Raw genomic sequence first — 20,225 nt, forward strand, 5'->3', positions numbered from 1 at the left:
AATTCTGAGGTAGAGATCAAATGCACACTCGCGTCCTGAGCAGTGGGAACCCCGCGATGGAGGACGCTCTTCTGCAGGCTGGTCACGACGTTGTCGTCGTCATCCAATTTGCCGGCATCGACGAGCACAGAAGGCGGTTTCCCGGCCTGTCGATCCACGGGATCAGCAATTGGAACGACGATGAGGAGATAGCGAAGGTCGCGCAAGATCTGCCGGAGAATATCGAGGCGGTCGCGACCGTAGACGAGCAGGCGGTCCGGACCGCCGGTGTGCTACGCGAGCTCCTGGGTGGCCTTCCGGGCCTGTCCGCGGAGGATGCCACGGCCTACACTGACAAGGCGGTGATGAAGGACCGCTGTAACGCTGCCGGCGTTCCGGTGGCTCGGCACAGGGTGGTTCATCACGCGACGGAGATCAGCGCGGTAGCGCGCGAGATAGGCTGGCCTGTCGTTGTCAAACCGCGTATCAGTGCCGCCACGCTCAACACGTTCGTAGTCCGCGACGATGACGATCTGGAGCGCCACCTGGAGGAAGGCCTGTTCGACAGGCGCTTGGACGACCCGTTCGGCCGCTTCGCTGCCGGGGAAATGCTCAAGAGCCTACACGAAAGGGAGAACGGATTTCTGGTCGAGGAGTTTCTCGATGTGTCCCGCGAATATTTCTGCAACTTCTATCAGTATCGCGGAGAGACTCTCTGGGCGTCGCCGGGACATTACAGCAACCCGCTTATCGACGCTCTGACGGAAGATCTTTATTTCATGGTTCTTCCGCCGGACGGTGCGGAACTCCGTGAAGTGGTGGCACTCTGCGAGCGGGCGACATCAGCGCTGGGCGCACAGACCGGTGCGGTGCACTGCGAGGTGCTTCGTACCAGAGACGGCAAGCTCTGGTTCGGCGAGGCGGGTGCCCGTTTGCCAGGAGCCGGCCTCTGGAACATGGAGAACACCATGTACGGGCTGGACGGTCAGGACATCCTCGCGAAACTGGCCGTGGACGAGCGCCCGGAGATACCGCTCCGACCGCTGTATGAGTCCCTGGTGACAATCAATCTTGATCCGCCGAGCGGCATTGTGCGAAACGTCACCTCCATCGAAGAGATCGAAGCGATCGACGCCGTGGTGGAAGTTGATATGCATCTCGAGATCGGGAAGCCGGTTCCCGGCGCACTCGGCAGTTTGAAGGGCGCCGGGCGCATCGTCTATCAGCCCCGCGACCCCGGTGCGGTCGAATCCGAGGTCAAGGAACTGTACGCGAGACTGAACATCCAGATCGACCAGCCCGAGACTCTGGACGTAGGAGCATGACCGAGCTCGTCGTCTCCATTCCGCAGGACTCCGGTGGCGTTGCCGGGCAGAAGCGCCTGACGCCGGCGCGCGCGTACGTGGTGCGGTCTGCGGACGGCCTGGCCACGGCCGTCCTGCAGGCGGCGGTTCCGTTGATGGTGCTTCAGGGGACCGGTTCGGTGGCCTGGAGCGGCGTGGCGTTCGTCCTGGAGTGGATTCCACGTGTGGTGTCGCTCGGGAGCGTGGGGCCGCTGATCGACCGGGTAGGGGCGCGCGCCGTCATGGTCTGGGCCAGTGCCGGCAGGGTGGTCATGGTGGCGCTCGTCCTGCTCGCCCTACTCGCCGGCGGAGGGGGGCTCGAACTCGTGCTCTTGGGCGCCGTCGCCGGAATCGTGGCCGCGATGGGTTTCGTGTCCGCTGAGACCATCGGCGCGGAGGTCGCACGCAGGAGCGATGCTCCGCACCGGGTTCAGGCGGTTCTGACGAACATCGATCAGGGCGCGCTGCTCGTCGGCCCGCTACTCGCCGGCCTCTTGCTGCTGGTCGGACAGACACCACTGCTCGTCACGGTGTGCGCGATCTCCGCCGCGGGCGTCGCCGTCACGCTGCGGATTCCGCGCCCGGCCACGGTTCGCGGGGACTCGCCGAGCCCGGTGGCCGCCATGGGGCTCGGCGCGCGGGTCATGTGGCGGATTCCAGCCCTGCGCTGGGTGATTCTCGCCGTCGCCGCGCTGAACGCCCTGATGGCGGTCGTCCAGGCCGTCACGCCCGCTCTGGTCACCCGGGCGTTCGACGAGTCCACCGCCGCGGCGGGCATACTCTGGAGCGTCAGCGCAGCCGTCGCGATGCCCGCCGTGGCGTTCGCCGGCCGGGCCGTGGGGCGAATCGGGCTGTGGTTGGTGGGTGCGACCGCTGCCGGTATCGCGTGCCTGGCCGGGCTGGCCGTCGCGGTAGCCCCATCGTTCGTCCTCTACGCCATCGCGATCGCGGTCCTGGCCGCCGCGGAGGGCGGGGCGATCGTCTTCCTGCGCACCGTGCGCACCGCTCTCATCCCCGCGGAGGTCTTTGGCGCGGCGATGAGCGTGATGGCACTCGCCGCGCTCCTGCCTTACCCGGTTGCGGGTGCTCTTCTCGTGCTGGTATCCGAAACACATCTCTTCGCCCTGGTGGGTGTCGTCTCCGCCGTATGCGGCGTCCTGGTGGCACTCTGTTTCGCGGCGCTGCGTGGCCACCGTCTCGACGCCCCAGTCGCTGCCGCCCAGGCTGAGCTGCCGCCCAGGCTGATCCGGCCTGACGCCACCACTCGCCCCTGTCCGACGCGAGCATCTGACATCTGCGCCGAAGCCAGCTGAGAGCGGGATTAGTCCTTCCTCGCTTTGATCACGTAAATCGCGGGCACCCGGTTGGCTGCGTCGGCGAGCCCTTCGTACATCTCAGGTGCCGGGGCTTCGAAGAACTCCTCGACCTGTAGTCCGGCACGCATGAGGCTCATGACCACATCACTAACTGGCCATACGAAGGCGTCGAACTGAGTCTCGGGTGTTGACCCGGTTGGGCGCTTGGCCTGGTCATATGTCTGTTCGGTCGGCTGGCCGCGGCCGAAGTAGTCGACAGTCACCTCCACTCCGTCAGGCCGGACGCCGAGGACCTCCCACATGGGATGGTGTTCGCACAGGAGGAAGGTGCCGCCAGAGCGCAGACGGTCGACGATGATCTGCGCCCATCGGTCGAGATCGGGAAGCCAGCACACAACGCCCCAGCTCGCGTAGATCACATCGAAGTCGCGCAGCTCGGCGGGCATCTCGTACACGTCGGCGGCGACAAATCGCGCGTCCGCAGCAGTCTCACGCGCGAGGGTGCTCGCTGACTCGATCGCGACGTCACTGATGTCGACGCCTGTCACCGATGCGCCTCGAAGGGCCCACGAGATGGAGTCCCCGCCGTTGGCGCAGGCAAGGTGAAGCATCCGCTTGCCGCTCAGCTCGGGTAAGAGGTCAGCCTCGAAGTCGTCGAGCGTGGAGCCGCCTCGGCGGAAGAACTCGGGCGGCTGCGACGGTCGGGCTGGCGCGATCGTGTTCCAACTCCTCCGGTTCGACCGTGTGTAGGCGAGGGTTCGATCCATGGCCGGACGCAGTTGCTTGACGTAGTACACGAGTGTCCAGCGCCACTCTGGGCGGGTCTCGCGGCTCACCTCGATGTAGCCGAGGCCTTCGTAGAAGGACATGGCTACGGGCATGTTCGTGGCCGTGTCGAGCCAGGTTTCCTTGAACCCGCGGCTCGCCGCACCGGTCTCCACGGCCGCCATCAGCTCCCGGCCAATCCCGCGTCGTCGCAGTGCCGGGTGGACACGCACATGCAAGACCTCGACCCGGGCCGGGTGGCTGGTCGGGCGGAAACCTGCCATCCCGACCAGGTGGCCGTCGGCCTCGGCCACGAAGAAGTCTCCACCCACTCCGAGGATGGTGGAGAACGGGTCGGCGAGGTCGGGGAACTGCTCCGGTGCGGAGCAGGAGGTGGGCAGGGGGATCGGGGCTGATGGATCGGCCGTAGCGCCTATGTGAGGCAGCACGGCCATCGCCCACAGGACCGGCAGGTCTTCGGGTTCGACGACCCTGACTGTCACCATCACACCAGCCTCACATCTCTACATCAGGCGGCGCACGCCGATTAACTCCGTCACTCCAAGCGCGTCCCAAGCTGAACGCTCCCCGCGGCGCGAGCGATACAGCATCCCTCGTCCGACCGAGCGGGTCATAGGAGGCCGGGAACGACGCTGGTCGACAACGCGATGAGCGGCGGTAGTACTGACGTCGGCGCGTCAGAACCGGAACCGTACGATGCGGGTGGACCGCTTCATGCCCGGCAGCAGGTTCATGAGGCGGTACATGCGGCGTATGTTCGCGGGCGCCTTGGCCATCAGCACCGGTGAGTCGTACATCGGTGCCTCGTCGACGTACTCGAGCCGCGGGTGCCAATCGGCCAGCGCGGCCGGGTCGTTGAAGCCGCAGTGGAACTGGGCGTCGTACTTGCGGAGCGTGGGGTCCCATTTCGAGGTGTGCCACGCCCAGACCGGCACCGTGTCGAGCTGGATCTGGCCGGTGGGGACGGCGTCGACGACGCTGGTGAGCAGCCGCCGGACGTCGGTCTCGGTCAGGTAGGGCACCAGTCCCTCGGCGACCATCAGCACCGGCCGGCCGCGGGGGATGCGTTCCAGCCAGGTCAGGTCGGTAACGCTGGAGCCGATCAGGGTGTAGTGCTCGCGCGGCGGCAGGAACTGTTGCCGCAGTTCGATGACGGACGGGTAGTCCAGGTCGTACCAGTCGACGGTGGCGGGCGGGTCGATCCGGTACACCCGCGCATCGAGACCGCAGCCCAGGTGCATCACCACCGCGTCGGGGTGGCCAGCGAGGAAGCCTCGGGCCCAGTCATCGTGGGCCTTGGCGCGCACCACGGCGGCGAGGCCCATCTGGCTGGTGCCGAATCTGCGGTTGTCGTAGTCGGGGTCGAGGCGGCGCATCGCCTGCTCGGCGTATGCGTCGCCGAGGATCGGGTCCGGCAGTCGGGTGTCCAGTGCCTTGGCCCTGAGGACAGGGCTGAGGGTCTTCTGCACTCCGACGAGTTCAGTGTCCTTCACGACAGCGACGTTACTCTTACTTCACGAACTTCGTGAAGTCCATGGATAGTCTAAACTGTCGGGGCCACGACGAGGAGGGGAAGGGTTTCGTGACGCGAGCGGACGAGGGCGCCATCGCCGTCTACCGGGAACGATTCGCGCAGATCATGGTCGAGTACGGCATGCCTCGGATGGCCTCGCGCGTGTACGCCGCGCTGCTGGTGACCGACTCCGGCAAGCTGTCGGCGGCAGAGCTCGCCGAGCGACTGGAGGTCGGCGCGTCGGCGATCTCGGGGGCGGTCAAGTACCTGGTGCAGGTGCGGCTGGTCGAACGCGGCCGCGAAGCCGGTTCCCGGCACGACTTCTGGGGGATCCACGAGCACACCTGGAGCCACTTCGTCAGCCAGTCCGACCCGATGCTGGCCCGGGTGCAGGTCGGCGCCGACGAGGGCATCCCGCTGTTGGGTCTCGACTCCCCTGCCGGGCGCCGGCTGGACGAGACCAGCCGGTTCTTCGCGTTCATACGCGAGGAGACCAAGCTGTCGATGGCGAAGTGGCGGCGGCTCCAGGCGGCCGAACGCGAGGCCGGCTAGACGGGCCCGCGGCCAGCTGCAGAAGGCTCGCGCGAACTTCCGGTGGGGTCGTTACCATCTGCGATGTAGTCCGAACGGTGCCTGCAGGACCGGTGGACGTCGCGTTGCTTCCCTGATCACATCGCTTGCCACCTCGTGTAAGCGCCTCGCGTCGTTGCCGGACAGGTGGCGGAGCCAGCCGAACGCCCTGGGAGCGTCCCAGTGGTGCTGAGCCATCAAAATGCCCATGGCCTCCTCGACGAGCGTCCTCGTAATGACAGCTCCCTCCAGCCCTTTACGGACCTCGGCCTCGCCGGCCTTACGCAGCCAATGAGCGACCGTCCTGGTGGCATCGCGAGCGCACCACTCGGCACGCTGTATGTCTGCCCCTGTGAACGCATTCGGCCGCTCGCCGTAGAGATTGAGCGCTCCCACCGAGCGCCGGTCCACACCCTCCAAAGGGATGCTCAGCATCGAGTGGATGCCGGCCTCACGCGCATGGTCGTGGTAACGCCCCCACCACCTCGCCGCTTCGTCATCGTCCACATCGACGACCGCGCCGCTCCACATCGCTTCCAGACACGGTCCTTCACCGGCGTCGTACTGCACTTGGTCGGCCAACCTCGCACGCTCATCGCTGACGCAAACGGTCACCGGCCATCCGCCGTGCAGCGAGGTGATCCCGCACCAAGCCGGCGGATCCACGATCGTGGCCGCCACCCACGCCACTCGGCCGAGATAGGACTGCAGAGCGGGAAAGGTGATGAGTGAGACCTGAAGCGAAGCGACGAGTTCGTTCTCAACATCCATTTCGAACGTCAACCTAGATTGAGGTGCATTGCTTCGCGCAATTCACTTGATGCTCCGCGCTAGCCGGAGGTGCACGCCCCTGGTAGAGCGCGATGCGGGACTGCCGGACGTTGACATGCGATCTCGTCGATGAGGGCGGCCAGAACGCGGGGCTGCGACAGGAACGGGGAATGACCGCTGGGGAGCCGACGAATCTCGGCAGCCTGGGCTGCCATCTTCTGTTGCAGCGCGGGCGAGATGGCCTGGTCGTCTTCGGGGACGACGTAGGTGGAGGGGATGTCCCTCCAGGCGACCGCGCCGACCTTCTCGGCGAACGATCGGACGGTCTGGTCGACCAACGTGCTCATTGCCTGCTCGGCCTCGGCGTCGGGCAGATCGCTGTAGAACGAGGTACGCGCTCCGCTGCTGAGCGGGAGCACGCCGCTCACGTCGTCGGGAGTGGGCCGGCCTTCGATGTCGAACAGCGACTGGCCCTCGTCCGGCATGTACGCGGCAAGGTAGATCAGTCGCTCGACGTTCCGCGCGCCGGCGGCGGCCTCGGTGATCGGCATGCCCCCGTAGGAGTGGCCGAGCAGCACGACCGGGCCCTCGATCGAGGCCAGCTCCTGGGCCACCACAGCGGCGTCGTCGTGCATGCCCGCGGTGGGACGCTCTCCGGCGCTCGGCAATGCGGGTGCGTGGGTGCCATAGCCGAGTGCGTGTAGCTCGGCTTCGAGCTTCTCCCAGGTCTTCGACCGGTGCCACGCTCCGTGGACGAGCATCACGGTGGTCATGAACGGTACTCCAGAATTCTCAGGTGTCGGACTGTGTGGCGTGGCGGCAGGGGCATCTGCCCCCGCGACGCCTCGGCTGGCCGGGAGAAAGTGCTGGCCCGGAAAGCGGCCCGGCTGAGAAGACTGGCGCAGGCGTCGGTGACCCATAAACCGGGGAAAAGCGCGCGCAGGTCGTGTGACCGACTTCCATGCTGCCCACCGATCGGCTGGCGGCGCCCCCTTCGTCCGGCCAGGAACCACTGATATCCGGACAGGGCGAGATGGCCGGACCCTCCGCGGTCGGCTTGCCCCGTGTCCGCCGTTGCCCCGTCGCCTCCGTACCCTGCTGCCTCGTGGATCAGCTGCTCGCGACGATCGGTGCCGGGGTCGGAGTCTTCACCGGTACCAACGTCGACGACCTCATCGTGCTCACGGTGCTGTTCCTGTCCTCCAGAGCATCCAGCAAGCCCAAGCAATGGCAGATCTGGGCAGGCCAGTACTCCGGCATCGCAGTGTTGATCGCTGCCTCGGCGCTCGCAGCTGCAGGGCTGACGATCGTCCCTGACCAGTGGGTCGGGCTGCTGGGCCTGGTGCCGATCGGCCTCGGGCTGCGGGCCCTGGCCAAGACGATCCGCGCCCGCGACGTTGGAGAGGACCCGGCCACACAGGTGGCCGGGAGCGCACTGGCCGTTGCCGGCGTGACGATCGCCAACGGCGCCGACAACATCGCCGTCTACACCCCGCTGTTTCGCACCGTCGGCCCAGGCAGCAGTGCGCTGACCATAGCTGTGTTCGGCGCACTGGTGGCCGTATGGTGCCTCGCGGGCTCCTGGCTCGCGTCGCACAAGAAGGTCATCGCGGTAGTAGAGAGGTACGGGCACTGGATCGTACCTGCGGTCTTCATAGTCATCGGAGCGGCGATCGTTCTGGAGTCCGGGGTCATCGGCCACATCGCAGACCTGTAGTAGCCGAGGACGTCGCACGCCCACCGTGGTCTCACTTCGCAGTCCTTGTGCAGCCCTCCTGAGCTAGCAGTCCGCAACCAACCCACGTTCGTGCTGATGGGCACTCGCCGCCGATAGCCTCGTGCAATGGCCCCCGAGAGTGAGAACGAGCACGCCGAAGCCCGGATGGAGTCCGGCGTCCGGGGCAGGGCGTTGATCGTCGAGGGCTGGTTCGCCAGTCACGCCGACCACGGAACACCGGGTCCCCACATCCACCTCCGGACCAGCCCTGTGGGCGAAATGGTCATACGAACGGACCAGATCCCAGCGCTCATCGAGGCCTTGTCGCTGGTGGCTGAACGGATCGAACGGCTCTGGGAGGCGGACGGTGCGGAGTACACCGAGGAGGTCCTGTCCCACGAGCCCGATCCCTACGACCCCGACGTGATCCGCCAGCGCACGATCAGAGAACTGGACTTCATCGATCGGGTAGCAGCACATGGTCCCGAACTCATCCAACGCCTCACCGACGCCGACTGCACGGACGAGGCCCTCGACGCCGCCATCCTCCTGCTCGACGTGAACGAAGTAGATGCCTTTCGGCTGGCGAGGTTCGACCTGCTCACCCTGACCCGAGCGTCCTCGGAGGCACGCGCCAAGAAACTGGCCGAGCTTCGAGAGCCCAACGCTTCTTCACCGTGACTGCCCTTGTGCAGAAGCCCATGTGTGGACGTGCTGCCCGATCGATGGGAGAGGCGCGTTGGGTCAGACGAGTTCCACGCCGAGGTCGCGAGCCAGTCGGGAGCGTACGGCTTGGACGAGCGCGGTTGGCCACTCGACGTCGTACTGTTGACTGATCTTCGGACCGAACTGGGCGAAGATCTCCCAGCATGCACGGTTGAAGTCGAGGATCGAGGATTCCTCGGCGCAGAGTGCCGGGAGTCCGAGGACGGCCGACGTCGCAGCGGGAGACAGCGACTTTGTTTCGTTCAGCGCTCCACGCATGGTTTGCGCAGGCCCTTCGTACTTCAGCAGCGTGATCAGATGCTCGCGGAGCAGGCCGGACCCGGAGCCGGCGCCAACGAGGTCTCCTCGGTGCATGACGACGGGTAGCAGCCCGAGGACCCGGATGAACTCTGACACGACGAACGAAACCTGTTCGGGTGTCGCCTCGGACTTCGGGGGATCGCCCTCGCCTACGGGGAGGTTCAGGCCGTCCTTGTCGAAGAGTGTCCGCAAACCGCGGAGCTTCGACCGACCGATCGCCTCGGTGGAGAACAGGCTGAGGTCGAAGCGCTTCCAGTCTTCGGTGACGAAGTTCAGCAAGCGAAAGCCTTCATCACCACGGCTTCGTTGAAGGACGAGATCGAATTCGGAGGCCAAGCGTGCCTCGATGCTCGATGCCACCTCAGTCAGTGATGCCCCGGCGATGACTGCCACCAGGTCGATGTCACTGAAGCGATCGGCGTCGCCTCGAGCGAGGCTGCCCGTCAGCCAGAGCGCCCGGACCGAAGGTTCAGCCGAAAGGGTCGCGGAAAGCTGCTCACAGGTCGGGAACTGCCACAAGGCCTCGGTCGTCACGATGGTCCTTCCTTCCTTCCTGCCCTTCCGCCCGGCAAGTGCCCGTAGACGTGTGCGTGCAAGTGAATGCAATCACAAACTCGGTGAAGGGTGTGCCTCCTCGGCCGGACCTGGCCGTTCATGTCCGGCGTGTCTCAGCGCCTTCCTCGGCGAGGGACTGATCCAACCTGAACCACATGTCCATGTACGGTTGCGCCGATCCGTCGAACGGGAACGTGTGGCCCAGAAGGGCCTCTCGAACGTTCGACTCTGACTTGAGTGCGTCACGCACCACACGCACCGGATAGCCTCGCGCCAGCCTGTTGTGCTCGAACTCGTCCTCATCCAGGAGCGCAACTTCGCCATCCCAGGTCTTCACAACATCAAGGTCGAGATCGACGAGTTGGACGTCGGTCTCAGAGACTTCGGGTGGAGTTGTGATGTCGACGTAAGTGCAGTACTTGGATGCACGTCCAACGGTTGCCCGCTCTGAGTACCACCGAGCTGACCATCCGAGCTTGCGAGGAAACAGCGTGATCGAGTCCTGCGACGCTCCGGGCGACGTCGGACTACTGGGACTCTCGATCTGGTTGCCGCGACGTGTCCCCAGCCATATGCCTGCATCGTCTTCTCCAAGCAGGACCATTCGAGTGCGGTAGTGCAGAGCCCGCGGCCACTTCAGATAGGTGACGACCCTGACCGAACCACCGCTACACGTTGGCACCCGCATAGGGTGCCCACGGCAGGGCGACGAGCACAAGTGGCGAGGCGACCCGGGCCACCAGGAGAGGCACACCGCGCGGCATGGCTTAGAGGCTCATGGCGGTGCTGGTCTGGGAGTGCTAGCGGTTGTCGCCGCTGCCACCCAGTACGCCACGGTCCTGGCGGCTGGCCAGCTTGGCTAGGTTGGCCGTCGCGATGTCGTCCAGCGACAGGTCGAGGTAGTCGGCGAGCACCGCTACGTACCAGAGCACGTCACCGAGTTCCTTGGCGATGTGGGCCCGGTCGATCCGAGACTCGTCGCTGTCGAGGTCGCGCACCCACTTCTTGAACTTCTCGGCGACCTCGCCGGACTCGCCGACCAGCCCGAGCACCAGGTGGAGCAGCTCGTTCTTCTTGTCCCGCGGCGCGGCGGTGCGGAGGGCGCCGCGCTGGTACTCGTCCAGGTCCATGGCGGACCAGTATGGTCGACGCCCGGTCAGCAGCACCGGACCCGCCCGCCAGTCCTTCAGCTCGCGTGTCGACGGGAGAAGACTGCAAGGTGGACTTGCACTGAGGACTCGTCACCTGACCAGGCTCTCGTCGCAGGCGGTGGGCTAGAGGCTGTGGGCGGTGATGTCGCCGTGTGAGGTCGTGGCGTGGATGTCGAGTTGGGGGGTGCCGTTGTTTTTGAGGGTGTTGTTGATGCGTCCGTAGGTGGTGCCGGCGTCGAGGGTGGCGGAGACTCCGGTGGCGGTGGTGACGGTGATGTCGCCGTACTGGGTGCGGAGCGCAACCTTGCCGTGGGTGGCTTCGGCGATGGTGATGTCGCCCCTGGCGGTGGTGACTTCGGCGGGGCCGGTGAGGCGGCCGATTTCGATGTCGCCGTCGATGGCGGTGAGGTGGAGGTTGGCGGCTTCGTCGATCTTGGTGTGGCGGTAGGCGCCGGTGAAGGTGAGGTTGCCGAGGCGGCCGACGCCGCGCAGTTCACTGGCGGCGGTTTTGGCGTTGATCTGGGAACCGGTGGGCAGCTGGATGGTGACCTGGATGGAGCCGGAGGGGCCGAGGACCTGGTTCTTGACCGTGGTGTGGATCGTCAGCACGCCGTCGGTGTAGTCGATGCTGGTCTGTTCGGCTGTTTTGACGTCGCGGTTCTTGGCGGGGTTGGTGGGTGTGACCTCGACGGTGGTGTCGGTGCGGTCGGCGGCGATGAGCTGGATGCGTCCGGCGGGGATGTCCAGGACGGCGGTGATGGGGGCGGGGGTGTCGAAGGTGTGCATCGTGGTCTCCGGCGGGTTCGTGTTCCGTTTGTTTCTGACGTCGGAAACGCTACGTTGCATTCCAGATCGATGCAACATGACTGTTGCTCTGGATCGGCATATGTGCAGGTGAGCGTCTCGATATTGTTGCAACGGTCCCGTATCTAACGCAACGAGCATGACCTTCCGTTGCATTGAATTGAGAGTGAACGCTCCGCAGGAGACGCGCGGACCCGAGCTGAGGTCAGCGGTACTGCGCCTGTAGATCTCCGCTGAACAGCCGCCTGTAGAAGCTGCCCGTTCTCGCTGCGGTAGGTGCATGGCGAGTGAGGATCCCGGCGACCGCCGGCGGCAGGCCGTCAGGGATGTGGCCGTCCGCGCACCGACGTACGAACTCGGCGCGGGCGTCGGGGGCACCGGCGGCTGACACCGGTACGCCGCATGTGGCAGTTGCCAGCCAGTGGACCAGTCGCATGGCGACGCAGTCGGCATCGTGGGTGGCGTTGCGTTCTGCGAAGTCGCGCTCTGCTGCCGAGAGGTCGAAACGTGGCGAGGTGGCCAGCCCAAAGTCGGCGAGGTAGATCCGCTCACCGTCGGTGCGCATGTTGCCGAAGTGCCCGTCCAGGTGCAGCAGCTCACGGCCGCGCAGGAATGTCACGATCTCCGATAGCTGCCGTTCGACCAGCTCAGCCTTGCCGGCCGGATCTTCCTGCAGCCAGTCGGCCGCTGGGTACGGGATGTATTCGGAGAACAGCACGAGGCTGTGTGAAGCGATGAGCAGCGCTTCCAGGCGGGCACGCACGGCTGAGGACCCGTCCAGCGCGGCGACAGCCGCCTCGACGTCAGCGGGCCCGGCCGTGATGGGCGGGCCGCCGGGCAACACTCGCCAGTGGTAGAGCAACGGGAACGACTCCGTCTCGCCGGCCAGAACTCCGTCCGTGACGATCATGTTCGCGGCCAACTCGCGCCATCCGTTCAACCCCGGGCCGCCGAAGCCGTACTGGGGGAACGTCGGCAAGCCGAAGCCGTACTGGCAGAACATCGGCAACCCGAACAGATTCGCGGTGGAACGCGGATGAGCCAACTCCCGGTCGGTTAACAGGACGCGCTTCGCGAACACCTGCACGCCGTCGACATCGACAATCACCGAACCGCCGCCCACCCCCACCTCGTCGACCCCGCCGTCACCCACAAGCGCAGCAAGCGCGAGGTCGCTACGTGAGGCGAGGAAGTCCGAGACCCGTGTGTAGCGGGCACGTCTGGCAGTCAGCACCCACGCGATCATGCCAGTGCCCAAGGATCATCACGTTTCTCGGTGCCGGTGAGCGTTCGTTGGAGAACCTCGTTGACCGGCGCCGGCGCGGCGAAGGCCACCGGGCAAACCCGCCGCCCCTCCGACCTCGGCGAACCCGCTCCCGCGAGCACAGGCTGATGTCATGATCGTTCTGTGGGGACGTCGATGCGCCCAAGACGACAGGTGCGCTGGATACTCTGCGCCGTCGCGGTATGGATCGTTAGCTGGGGCAGTGCCTGGCGAGTCGTCGTCGACCTCAACGATCCCTACCCGGACGGCTGGTACCTGACTGACGCACCACCACCGCGGCCACTGATCGACGAGCGTCACGAGGTCCAAGACGAGCTCGACCCGGCCGAGGGGCCGCTGATGGCGCTGCCAATGGAGTTGCCGCCCGGATACGGCCTCCCAGAGGAGTACAGCGCCACGAGTGAGTACCACGCGCGCGGCTTCGCGGGTGAGTTCATCCTGGGCAAGGACGAGCGCGCGCTGGCCCGGCACGCCCACATCCCGCCAGCCACGAACGGCACGGGGATCAGGACGGGCATGGAGTCGTGGTGGTCAGATCCGGGCAGTGTCTCGCTCTGCGTGGAGTACGCAGACGGTGGCGAGAGTTGGTGCCCCGCTTTGCCAGGGCGGGATCTGGTCCGGACGGTCGGGTCGGTGCGTGTCGTCATCGAGATAGGGGCCGATGCGCCACCAGGCACCCGAGAAGCTTGGCAGCCCATCAAGTTCACCACCGACCTGGACGAGGTGAGTTGGCTGCACTGACTCGCATGGACGGGCGGGCGCCGTGGCCTTGGTTCCCGCTCGTTCAGGCCTCAGACCGTTTCGATCCAGTGGTCGGGAGGTAGCTCAGCTCGGCCGGGTATGTGGCGAAGATCTTCGTGCCAACGCCCGCGTCCGAACGCGGCGTCGGCGACGCGCCGCCAGAAGATGCCCGCGTTGTTGTTCTCGTGTTGGAAAGCGACCGCCCACGGTCCGGGGTGTCGAGCGAGGACGTCGAGCGCCAGTTGAAGGCCCACACCTTCGCGGCGGACGACCGGAGCTACCCACAACGCGACGAGTGTCCGTCGTTCGCTGGTCAATCCGTCGACCAGCGCGAAGCCGATCGGCGCATCTTGCCCGGTGTTCGGATGGGGCCGCCAGGCCAGGTACCCCGCTCCGTCAGGCGTCGGGAACGCCGCCAGTCCGCGTGTTTGGTACCGACCGTCGGCGTACGGAAGGCCGGAGACGACGGGGGCCAAGTCCTGGCGAAAGCATTGCCACAGCCACGCAACGATTTCCCATTGATCCTCGCCGACCGGCCGCACCGCGAACGGGCTTGCATCCTCAACGGGCCGCCGGGCGGTTGGGTCGTTGGTCACGTCGACAGGCTAGCGACCCTCGCGGCCGAGGGGGATCAGGAAGGGGGCTCGGTCCGCGGCACCAGCCGACCGACGTGCCGGGCCGCGACGACCACGCCGGCCTCGCGGACGAACTCGCCCTGCAGGCCCGTGAACGGACCGTCGACGACCAGGAATCGTTCGCCGGCCAGCAGGCTGACCGGGAACTCCAGCGTCTCTCCGGGAGCGTCGTCGTCGAACACGGTGCCGTGGATGACCAGTCCGCCACCGTCGACGACGACCCGGAGTTCGATGCCATCGGTGCGGTAGGTCCCCGCGTACGGAGCCAACTCGTCGGGACTGAGCAGAAGCGGCTCGGGCGACCGTTCGACCAACTCGAGCCGCGTCTCCAGGATCCGGCGCACGATCCGTTCCGCCAGCTCCCGGCCGGTCGGGGTGGAGTTCGTCAGGACGACAATCGCGCAATCGCGCTTGGGGACCACGGTGACCGACGAGTGCTGGCCGGAGACGTCGCCGTGGTGCTCGACCAGCCGCACGCCGTCGATCTCGCGGAGCAGCCACCCGATCCCGATCCGTACCCCCGGCAGCAACTCGTGGCTCGTCGTCGGCGCGTGCATCGCCCGCAGCCGATGCTCGGAGAGCAGCCGGGTGCCGTCGGGCGACCTACCGTCGCCCAGCTGGAACCGCGCCCAGGTCAGCTGGTCGCCGAGGCTGGAGGCGAGCCGAGCCCCGGCCGGCAGGTAGCCACGCGGGTCGCTCCACGGCCGGCACACCGACACCGTCCGGTCATCCGAGCCGTTCGACCGGTGGCCGACCGCGAAGGGCCGCGTCATGATCGCGTTCAGCGACGTCATCGTCTGGCGCAGCCCGAGCGGTGCGAAGACCAGCCGGGCCAGGGCCCGCTCGTAGGTCTCGCCGGTCACCTTCTCCACGACGCGGCCGGCGAGCACGAAGGCCGCGTTGTTGTACGACGCACCTGTCCCCGCGGCGAACTGCTGCGGCAGGTCGGCGAGCAGCGCGACGGAGCGTTCCAGCGCGTCGTCACCCTCGCCGGTGTCGGTCCAGGCATCGCCGCCGTCCCAGCCCGCCGTGTGGTTGAGCAGCTGACCGACGGTCAACGTCTCTGCCGTGCTGGCGTCCCGTAGCCGCAGTTCAGGGAGGTAGCGACGGACCGGCTGGTCGAGCTCGATCAGTCCCTGCTCGACCAGGACCATGATCGCCGTGGCGGTGAAGGTCTTGGCCGTCGAGCCGATCTGGAACAACGTCGCCTCGTCGACCGGCCGGCCATGTTCGACACTGGTGACGCCGTACGTGACGATCTCGCGCTCTCCGCCATGGTCGACGCCCACCGCGACGCCGGGAACGCCAAGCTCCTGGGCGGCCTGCGCCACCTCGCCTTCGAGGGCGGTCGCCAGATGATCTCGCATACCGAGGACCCTACGGCAGAATCCACCTCGGCCCGAGCAACCGCTCGATCACCCCGGCCGTCGGTGCAGGTCGCCGGCGAGAGTCGGCATAGGCGATGTGAACGCTCTCGTGTCGACGGTGCCGAGGACGCGCCCCTTAGGCGCAGAACGGACGGAACGACGCCAGGTCGCGGTCCAGCCTGGCGAGCTGCTGGAAGCCCCAGGTATCCACACCCGGCCGATCCGTCTCGGTCAGTACGCGCGCCGCCAGATCGCGCAACGCGCGGGCCAGGAGGGCGTACTCGAGGTGGTCGAGGTCGAGGTCCCGAGTGCCGTACTCAGCGAGGAACGACGCGCCGACCCCACCGTCTCGTGCCGTCCACAGGTCGTGCTCGCGAGGACCGAGGACCGCCTGTTCCCAGTCCAGAATGGCCGCGACCTGCCCCTCATCGATGAGAAGATTGGACCCCTTGAAGTCCTGGTGACACACGACGTGCGGCACCGTCTTTGCTCGGGCTCGCTCGATCGTGCGTTCCAGCCGCAGAATGCTGTCTGCGACCTCGCCGGCGCGACCTGTGATCCACGGGTGATCGAGCCGCTCGCGCAGTTTCCAGATCAGTGGTTCGTCCATCGTGGTTGGCGGCAGGTCGATTCCGTCGAGTTGGTGGACACGCTTCAGCATCCGCGCGGTCAGGCGCCAATCGTCGTCGTCTGCTGTCCGCCCATGGACCAAGGGGAAGACCACGTACGGCCTCCCACACCACGTCCCGTAAAGCTCACCGGCCACGGTCGGAACCGGCGCCGGTACGGGCAGACCGGCCGCGCTGAGTTCGGAGAGGAGATCCAGGTGGGCCGGCGGCTCGGTGCGACGCCACACCATGACGAACCACGCGCCGTCGGCGACCCCAGTCGCTCTCGAACCCACCCGAATGCGGGTGGAGTGCAGCAGAGCGGAGTCCATAGTCGCGTACGAGGTCGGGCGGATGCCCAGGCACGGTGTGCACCACGATTCTTCGTCCCAGAACGCAGGAGTGAGCTGGAGCGAGTGCAACACTCCCTTGCGCACCGAGGCGTGTCAACGCGTTTTGGCGTGCCCTTCACGGTTCCCCACGGCAGGACCGAGCACGGTTACTGGCGGTCATTTCCGGTCGGTGGCCGCAAGGAAGGGTCGTCCAGCGGATTGGCAGCCATCCGCGTGTCGAGGTCGGCCCGTATCCAACCTCCGGGCGAGCTGTCCGGTTTGCGCTGAGCCTGTTCGTGGGAGCAGGCCAGGAACTCCTCGATGAAACCGAGCCGGGGATAACGTTGCAGCACCTCGGCCCTGAAATCGGGAGGGAAGTCGTCCGCGTGTTTGCCGGTGATTTCCACGCCGGCCGATCGCGCCAGGAGGTGCCCCTCGGGGTCTATGGACACCTCCACCCGGTCTCCTAGTATGTGCCGGAAGATCAACTCCGACAGGCGTTCGCGGCGCTCCACCGGCCATCCCGCGCCGGTCGCGAACACCCGTGCCAGGTTGCCGCCTGCCTCCTCGAAGGAGAGGGTGTGGCTGTCGAACTCCGGCATCATGCCGAGGTCGTGGAACATCGACGCCACGTAGATCAGTTCCGGGTCGAAGCGGATGTTCTGCGACGTGCCGTGGGCCGCCGCCCACACGTAGACGCGTACAGAATGGTTGAGCAGCGCGGGGGAGAAGTGGGCGGACGCCACTTCCAACGCGGCGGCCGAGGCCGCGGTGTCCGGCACCACGAGCTCATCGAGGGTCATGCTGGCCATTGTCGTCCACCCCCGCAGGTCGCGCGCGACGTTCGTTCCTTGTGGGCCCGGGAGGCGTCGCGCTGGGGTGGTTGAAACCGGACGCATCTTCCGACGTTGGACAGGCCGTGCTTGCCTGCGGTTGCTTCGACGTTTACTCACGCTGAGGAGAGTCCCTCCGCACCTGAAGGAGGAATGTGGCATGCGTGTGCGTGGACGGCGACTCTTGGTAGCGATCTGGATGGCGGTGGTGCTGGCGGGAGTGGTTGCCCCGACCGCCTTCGCCGGACCCACTCTCGCTGAACCGGACGACGAACGGCCCGTGTTGGTCGACGGAGTCTACGAGATCAGCACGCCGGAGCAGCTTCTCTTCCTCAGCCACAACTACGGCTCGGACGACGCACCTCGGACGGGCTACTACAAGCTGACCGCCGACATCGACATGGCGGGGATCACCGATTATCAGCCCTTCGGGCGGTTCTACGGCACCTTCGACGGCGCCTACCACTCGATCTCGAACCTGCTGATCGACCGGCCCGGTGTCGGCACGGTCGGCTTCCTCACCCATCTCGGTGACTCCAACGTGCAAGCGGTCATCAAGAACACCGCCTTCCGCAACATCGACGTCCGGGGTGGCCAGACGACCGGAGCCGTCGCGGGCATGCTGTGGGGCACCATCGAGAACGTCTACACGACCGGGTCGGTGGTTGCGTCGGACCACAGCGTCGGTGGGCTCGCGGGTCGCATTCCGGAGGACACGTCGGGAACCATTCCCGAGCCGGATCCGGCCGAGGCGGCGGTTCCCACGATCCGCAACAGCTACTCGCTGGCCCACGTGCAGGAGGTCGGTGAGGCCGACAGTCAAGGGGGTCTTGTCGGCCGCGCGCTCAACCCGCGGACGGTCATCGAGAACTCCTTCGCGGCCGGGCCGATCGACGGCTACAACCGCGTCGGTGGTCTGGTCGGTGACCTGCGTGCCGGTGTGCTGCGCAACTCGGTCGCGGCGAACCCCATCGTCTCCGGCGAGTCGTCGGTGAACTCGGCGTACGGCCGGGTCCTGCCCGAGGGATCAGCCGAGAACGTGCTGGCCTGGGCCGGGATGGTTGCGCCCAGCTTCAACGGCGAGCCGGTCACCGAGGCCGAGCTGCAGTCGGAGACGACGTATGAGTCGCTCGGCTGGGACTTCGAGACCGACTGGGAGCTGCAGAGCGCGACGGTCGACGGGGCTGAAGTGTCCTACCCGGCGCTGCGTGGGCTCGGCCACCAGCCGTACCCGTTCGACTTCACCAGCTTCTCCTCGCCCGTCGAGTTCACGATCGCGGCCACGAAGACCACGGACAGCGCCCTTACGGTCGACGTCAGTGATGTGACCAACGAGGGAGCCCCGGCACGGGCCACCGAGGTGGCGATCGTGCAGTCGGAGGCGATGCCCGGTGACGCGGGGCTGAACTGGCAGCCCGTCGGGCCGCAGGTCTTCGACGGCCTGGAGCCCGCGACGAAGTACACGTTCTGGGCCAAGGTGCGGTTGGACACCGGCGAGGAAAGCGGGTGGCGCTTCGCCCCGCTCTACACCAAGTACGCGCTGTCCGACGACCCGGCGCCCGCACATGTCAGCGCCACCATCACCGAGGATCCGGCGCACACGGTCACGATCAACTGGGAGACGCTGGACATCGACCTGGACCACAGTGCGGTGCAGATCGCCCGCGCCGGCAAGAGCCAGGGCAACGGCAAGGGGAACGACAAGCTCACGTTCGACACGGTTCGTGGCACCAACCACGTCCAAGAGGTTCACATGAGCGCCAACGAGGGCGTCCTCGACGGCATCCGCAACTTCCACAACGTGCACGTCGACAAGCTCAAGCCCGACACCGAGTACGTCTACCGGGTTGGTGATCTCGAGGCCAACGCCTGGAGTCCCCTCGGCAGCTTCCGCACCGCGGTGGCGGGCAACCAGGACTTCTCGTTCCTCTACTACACCGACCCGCAGGTCCAGGACGACAACGCCGCGTTCACCAGAAACATGCGGACCGCGGAGGAGGAGCACGGACAGGAGTTGGCCTTCACGCTCGCCGCCGGCGACCTCACCGAGAAGGGATACGCCGAGGGGCAGATGGACACGTTCTACGGCGGCGCGCAGGCCGGACTCTTCGAGCGGACCTTCCTCACGGTTCAGGGCAACCACGACCGGGACGAGTTGCTCAACCCGCACTTCAACCTCCCCGACACCGTGTTCGAGAACGTCTGGTCCTTCGACTACGGCGACGCCCACTTCGCGGTGCTCAACAGCGACCACTACTCGCCGGAGGAACTCGCGGCTCAGGCCGAGTGGCTGCGCCGCGACATGGCGCGGACCAAGAAGACGTGGCGCATCGTGACCTTCCACAAGGCCATGTACGCCGCGACCGACCACGTTGACGACGCCGACATCGACGCGATGCGGCAGTACTGGGCGCCGGTCTTCGAGCAGTTGGGCATCGACCTGGTGATCAACGGCCATGACCACAGCTTTTCCCGCGGTTTCGTCAAGGGTGGTCAGGACGCGACGCCCGCCGCGACGATGAGCGACGGACGCGAGGTCTTCACCGACGCGATGGCCCCGCTGTACATCGTCAACGGAACGGCCGGCAGCTCGAAGTGGTACAAGCGGATCCAGTACGACGCCAGCTCGCTCCACAACGTCGCACCTGACTACTCGTTCATCGACAAGTCCGACACCACCTACGACACGGTGCTCCAGGAGCAGAGCTACTCCATCGTGCGGGTGACCAGCGATGGCGAGCTCACCATCGACACCTACTTCATGAAGTACGACCGCAACAACCCCGACGGCTTCGAGACCGAGCCCTACCTCTACGACTCGATCGAACTGGCCGACTCCCACGACCACGGGCGACGGCCCAGCTAGGACCGACGGAGACGGGCTCGCCGCGAT

General features: G+C 66.4%; 20 protein-coding genes. 7 read left to right on the top strand and 13 right to left on the bottom strand.

Annotated features, from left to right (window positions below; all coding sequences use genetic code 11):
- Positions 1-56: 56 nt before the first annotated feature.
- Positions 57-1,304, top strand: a complete 1,248-nt coding sequence (locus tag HEB94_RS15610; RefSeq protein ID WP_192750563.1) for an ATP-grasp domain-containing protein — start codon at positions 57-59, stop codon at positions 1,302-1,304.
- Positions 1,301-2,635: an MFS transporter gene (locus tag HEB94_RS15615; RefSeq protein WP_192750564.1), complete on the top strand. Its 1,335-nt coding sequence runs from the start codon at positions 1,301-1,303 to the stop codon at positions 2,633-2,635. Before HEB94_RS15610 ends, HEB94_RS15615 begins: the two co-directional genes overlap by 4 nt.
- 8 nt (positions 2,636-2,643) lie before the next feature.
- Here HEB94_RS15615 and HEB94_RS50605 read toward each other — a convergent pair whose 3' ends face one another.
- Both HEB94_RS50605 and HEB94_RS15630 read right to left on the bottom strand, forming a co-directional pair.
- Complete coding sequence (locus HEB94_RS50605) at positions 2,644-3,909, bottom strand: GNAT family N-acetyltransferase (RefSeq protein ID WP_238361537.1); 1,266 nt, start codon at positions 3,907-3,909, stop codon at positions 2,644-2,646.
- 192 nt (positions 3,910-4,101) lie between these two features.
- Entirely contained in the window at positions 4,102-4,917 is an 816-nt protein-coding gene (locus tag HEB94_RS15630) for a class I SAM-dependent methyltransferase (protein ID WP_192750565.1), read from the bottom strand.
- Between the two features lie 89 nt (positions 4,918-5,006).
- Here HEB94_RS15630 and HEB94_RS15635 point away from each other — a divergent pair, with 89 nt between their 5' ends.
- On the top strand, positions 5,007-5,489 hold the full coding sequence (locus tag HEB94_RS15635; RefSeq protein WP_192750566.1) for a MarR family transcriptional regulator: 483 nt from the start codon (positions 5,007-5,009) through the stop codon (positions 5,487-5,489).
- A gap of 51 nt (positions 5,490-5,540) precedes the next feature.
- Here HEB94_RS15635 and HEB94_RS15640 read toward each other — a convergent pair whose 3' ends face one another.
- A complete protein-coding gene (locus HEB94_RS15640) occupies positions 5,541-6,290 on the bottom strand; it encodes a GAF and ANTAR domain-containing protein (RefSeq protein WP_192750567.1) in 750 nt (249 codons plus the stop codon).
- Positions 6,291-6,337: 47 nt separating this feature from the next.
- Positions 6,338-7,051: an alpha/beta hydrolase gene (locus tag HEB94_RS15645; protein WP_192750568.1), complete on the bottom strand. Its 714-nt coding sequence runs from the start codon at positions 7,049-7,051 to the stop codon at positions 6,338-6,340.
- 332 nt (positions 7,052-7,383) lie between these two features.
- On the opposite strand from HEB94_RS15645, the gene HEB94_RS15650 reads away from it, so the two are divergent.
- Positions 7,384-7,995 (top strand): cadmium resistance transporter, encoded by a 612-nt coding sequence (locus HEB94_RS15650; protein WP_337917708.1) that lies wholly within the window; start codon positions 7,384-7,386, stop codon positions 7,993-7,995.
- A 126-nt stretch (positions 7,996-8,121) separates the two neighbouring features.
- The gene (locus HEB94_RS15655) at positions 8,122-8,676 is read left to right on the top strand and encodes a hypothetical protein (protein WP_192750569.1); all 555 of its coding nucleotides are present in this window, start codon (positions 8,122-8,124) and stop codon (positions 8,674-8,676) included.
- 63 nt (positions 8,677-8,739) lie between these two features.
- On the opposite strand, the gene HEB94_RS15660 is transcribed toward HEB94_RS15655, so the two are convergent.
- The 5 genes from HEB94_RS15660 to HEB94_RS15680 form a co-directional block, all read right to left on the bottom strand.
- Entirely contained in the window at positions 8,740-9,555 is an 816-nt protein-coding gene (locus HEB94_RS15660) for a nucleotidyltransferase domain-containing protein (protein ID WP_192750570.1), read from the bottom strand.
- 118 nt (positions 9,556-9,673) lie between these two features.
- Positions 9,674-10,180 carry a ribonuclease FAU-1 family protein gene (locus HEB94_RS15665; protein ID WP_192750571.1) on the bottom strand — a complete coding sequence of 169 codons (507 nt, stop codon included), beginning with the start codon at positions 10,178-10,180 and terminating at the stop codon, positions 9,674-9,676.
- A gap of 196 nt (positions 10,181-10,376) precedes the next feature.
- On the bottom strand, positions 10,377-10,706 hold the full coding sequence (locus HEB94_RS15670) for a nucleoside triphosphate pyrophosphohydrolase family protein (protein WP_192750572.1): 330 nt from the start codon (positions 10,704-10,706) through the stop codon (positions 10,377-10,379).
- Between the two features lie 144 nt (positions 10,707-10,850).
- Entirely contained in the window at positions 10,851-11,513 is a 663-nt protein-coding gene (locus tag HEB94_RS15675; protein WP_192750573.1) for a DUF4097 family beta strand repeat-containing protein, read from the bottom strand.
- Between the two features lie 223 nt (positions 11,514-11,736).
- Positions 11,737-12,765 (bottom strand): hypothetical protein, encoded by a 1,029-nt coding sequence (locus HEB94_RS15680; protein ID WP_202896366.1) that lies wholly within the window; start codon positions 12,763-12,765, stop codon positions 11,737-11,739.
- A 186-nt stretch (positions 12,766-12,951) separates the two neighbouring features.
- On the opposite strand from HEB94_RS15680, the gene HEB94_RS15685 reads away from it, so the two are divergent.
- Positions 12,952-13,557 carry a hypothetical protein gene (locus HEB94_RS15685; RefSeq protein ID WP_192750574.1) on the top strand — a complete coding sequence of 202 codons (606 nt, stop codon included), beginning with the start codon at positions 12,952-12,954 and terminating at the stop codon, positions 13,555-13,557.
- A 50-nt stretch (positions 13,558-13,607) separates the two neighbouring features.
- Here the strand turns inward: HEB94_RS15685 and HEB94_RS15690 are convergent, their stop codons facing one another.
- The 4 genes from HEB94_RS15690 to HEB94_RS15705 form a co-directional block, all read right to left on the bottom strand.
- Positions 13,608-14,153 carry a GNAT family N-acetyltransferase gene (locus HEB94_RS15690; RefSeq protein ID WP_192750575.1) on the bottom strand — a complete coding sequence of 182 codons (546 nt, stop codon included), beginning with the start codon at positions 14,151-14,153 and terminating at the stop codon, positions 13,608-13,610.
- 35 nt (positions 14,154-14,188) lie between these two features.
- Positions 14,189-15,559 (bottom strand): serine hydrolase, encoded by a 1,371-nt coding sequence (locus HEB94_RS15695; protein WP_192750576.1) that lies wholly within the window; start codon positions 15,557-15,559, stop codon positions 14,189-14,191.
- A 136-nt stretch (positions 15,560-15,695) separates the two neighbouring features.
- Positions 15,696-16,499, bottom strand: a complete 804-nt coding sequence (locus HEB94_RS15700; protein ID WP_192750577.1) for a phosphotransferase enzyme family protein — start codon at positions 16,497-16,499, stop codon at positions 15,696-15,698.
- Positions 16,500-16,666: 167 nt separating this feature from the next.
- A complete protein-coding gene (locus tag HEB94_RS15705) occupies positions 16,667-17,302 on the bottom strand; it encodes an HD domain-containing protein (RefSeq protein WP_192750578.1) in 636 nt (211 codons plus the stop codon).
- Positions 17,303-17,492: 190 nt separating this feature from the next.
- On the opposite strand from HEB94_RS15705, the gene HEB94_RS15710 reads away from it, so the two are divergent.
- Positions 17,493-20,198, top strand: coding sequence for a purple acid phosphatase family protein (locus HEB94_RS15710; RefSeq protein ID WP_192750579.1), 2,706 nt, complete (start codon positions 17,493-17,495; stop codon positions 20,196-20,198).
- The last annotated feature ends 27 nt before the right edge of the window (positions 20,199-20,225 follow it).

It is taken from the genome of Actinopolymorpha pittospori, from assembly GCF_014873875.1.
Taxonomy (GTDB): domain Bacteria; phylum Actinomycetota; class Actinomycetes; order Propionibacteriales; family Actinopolymorphaceae; genus Actinopolymorpha; species Actinopolymorpha pittospori.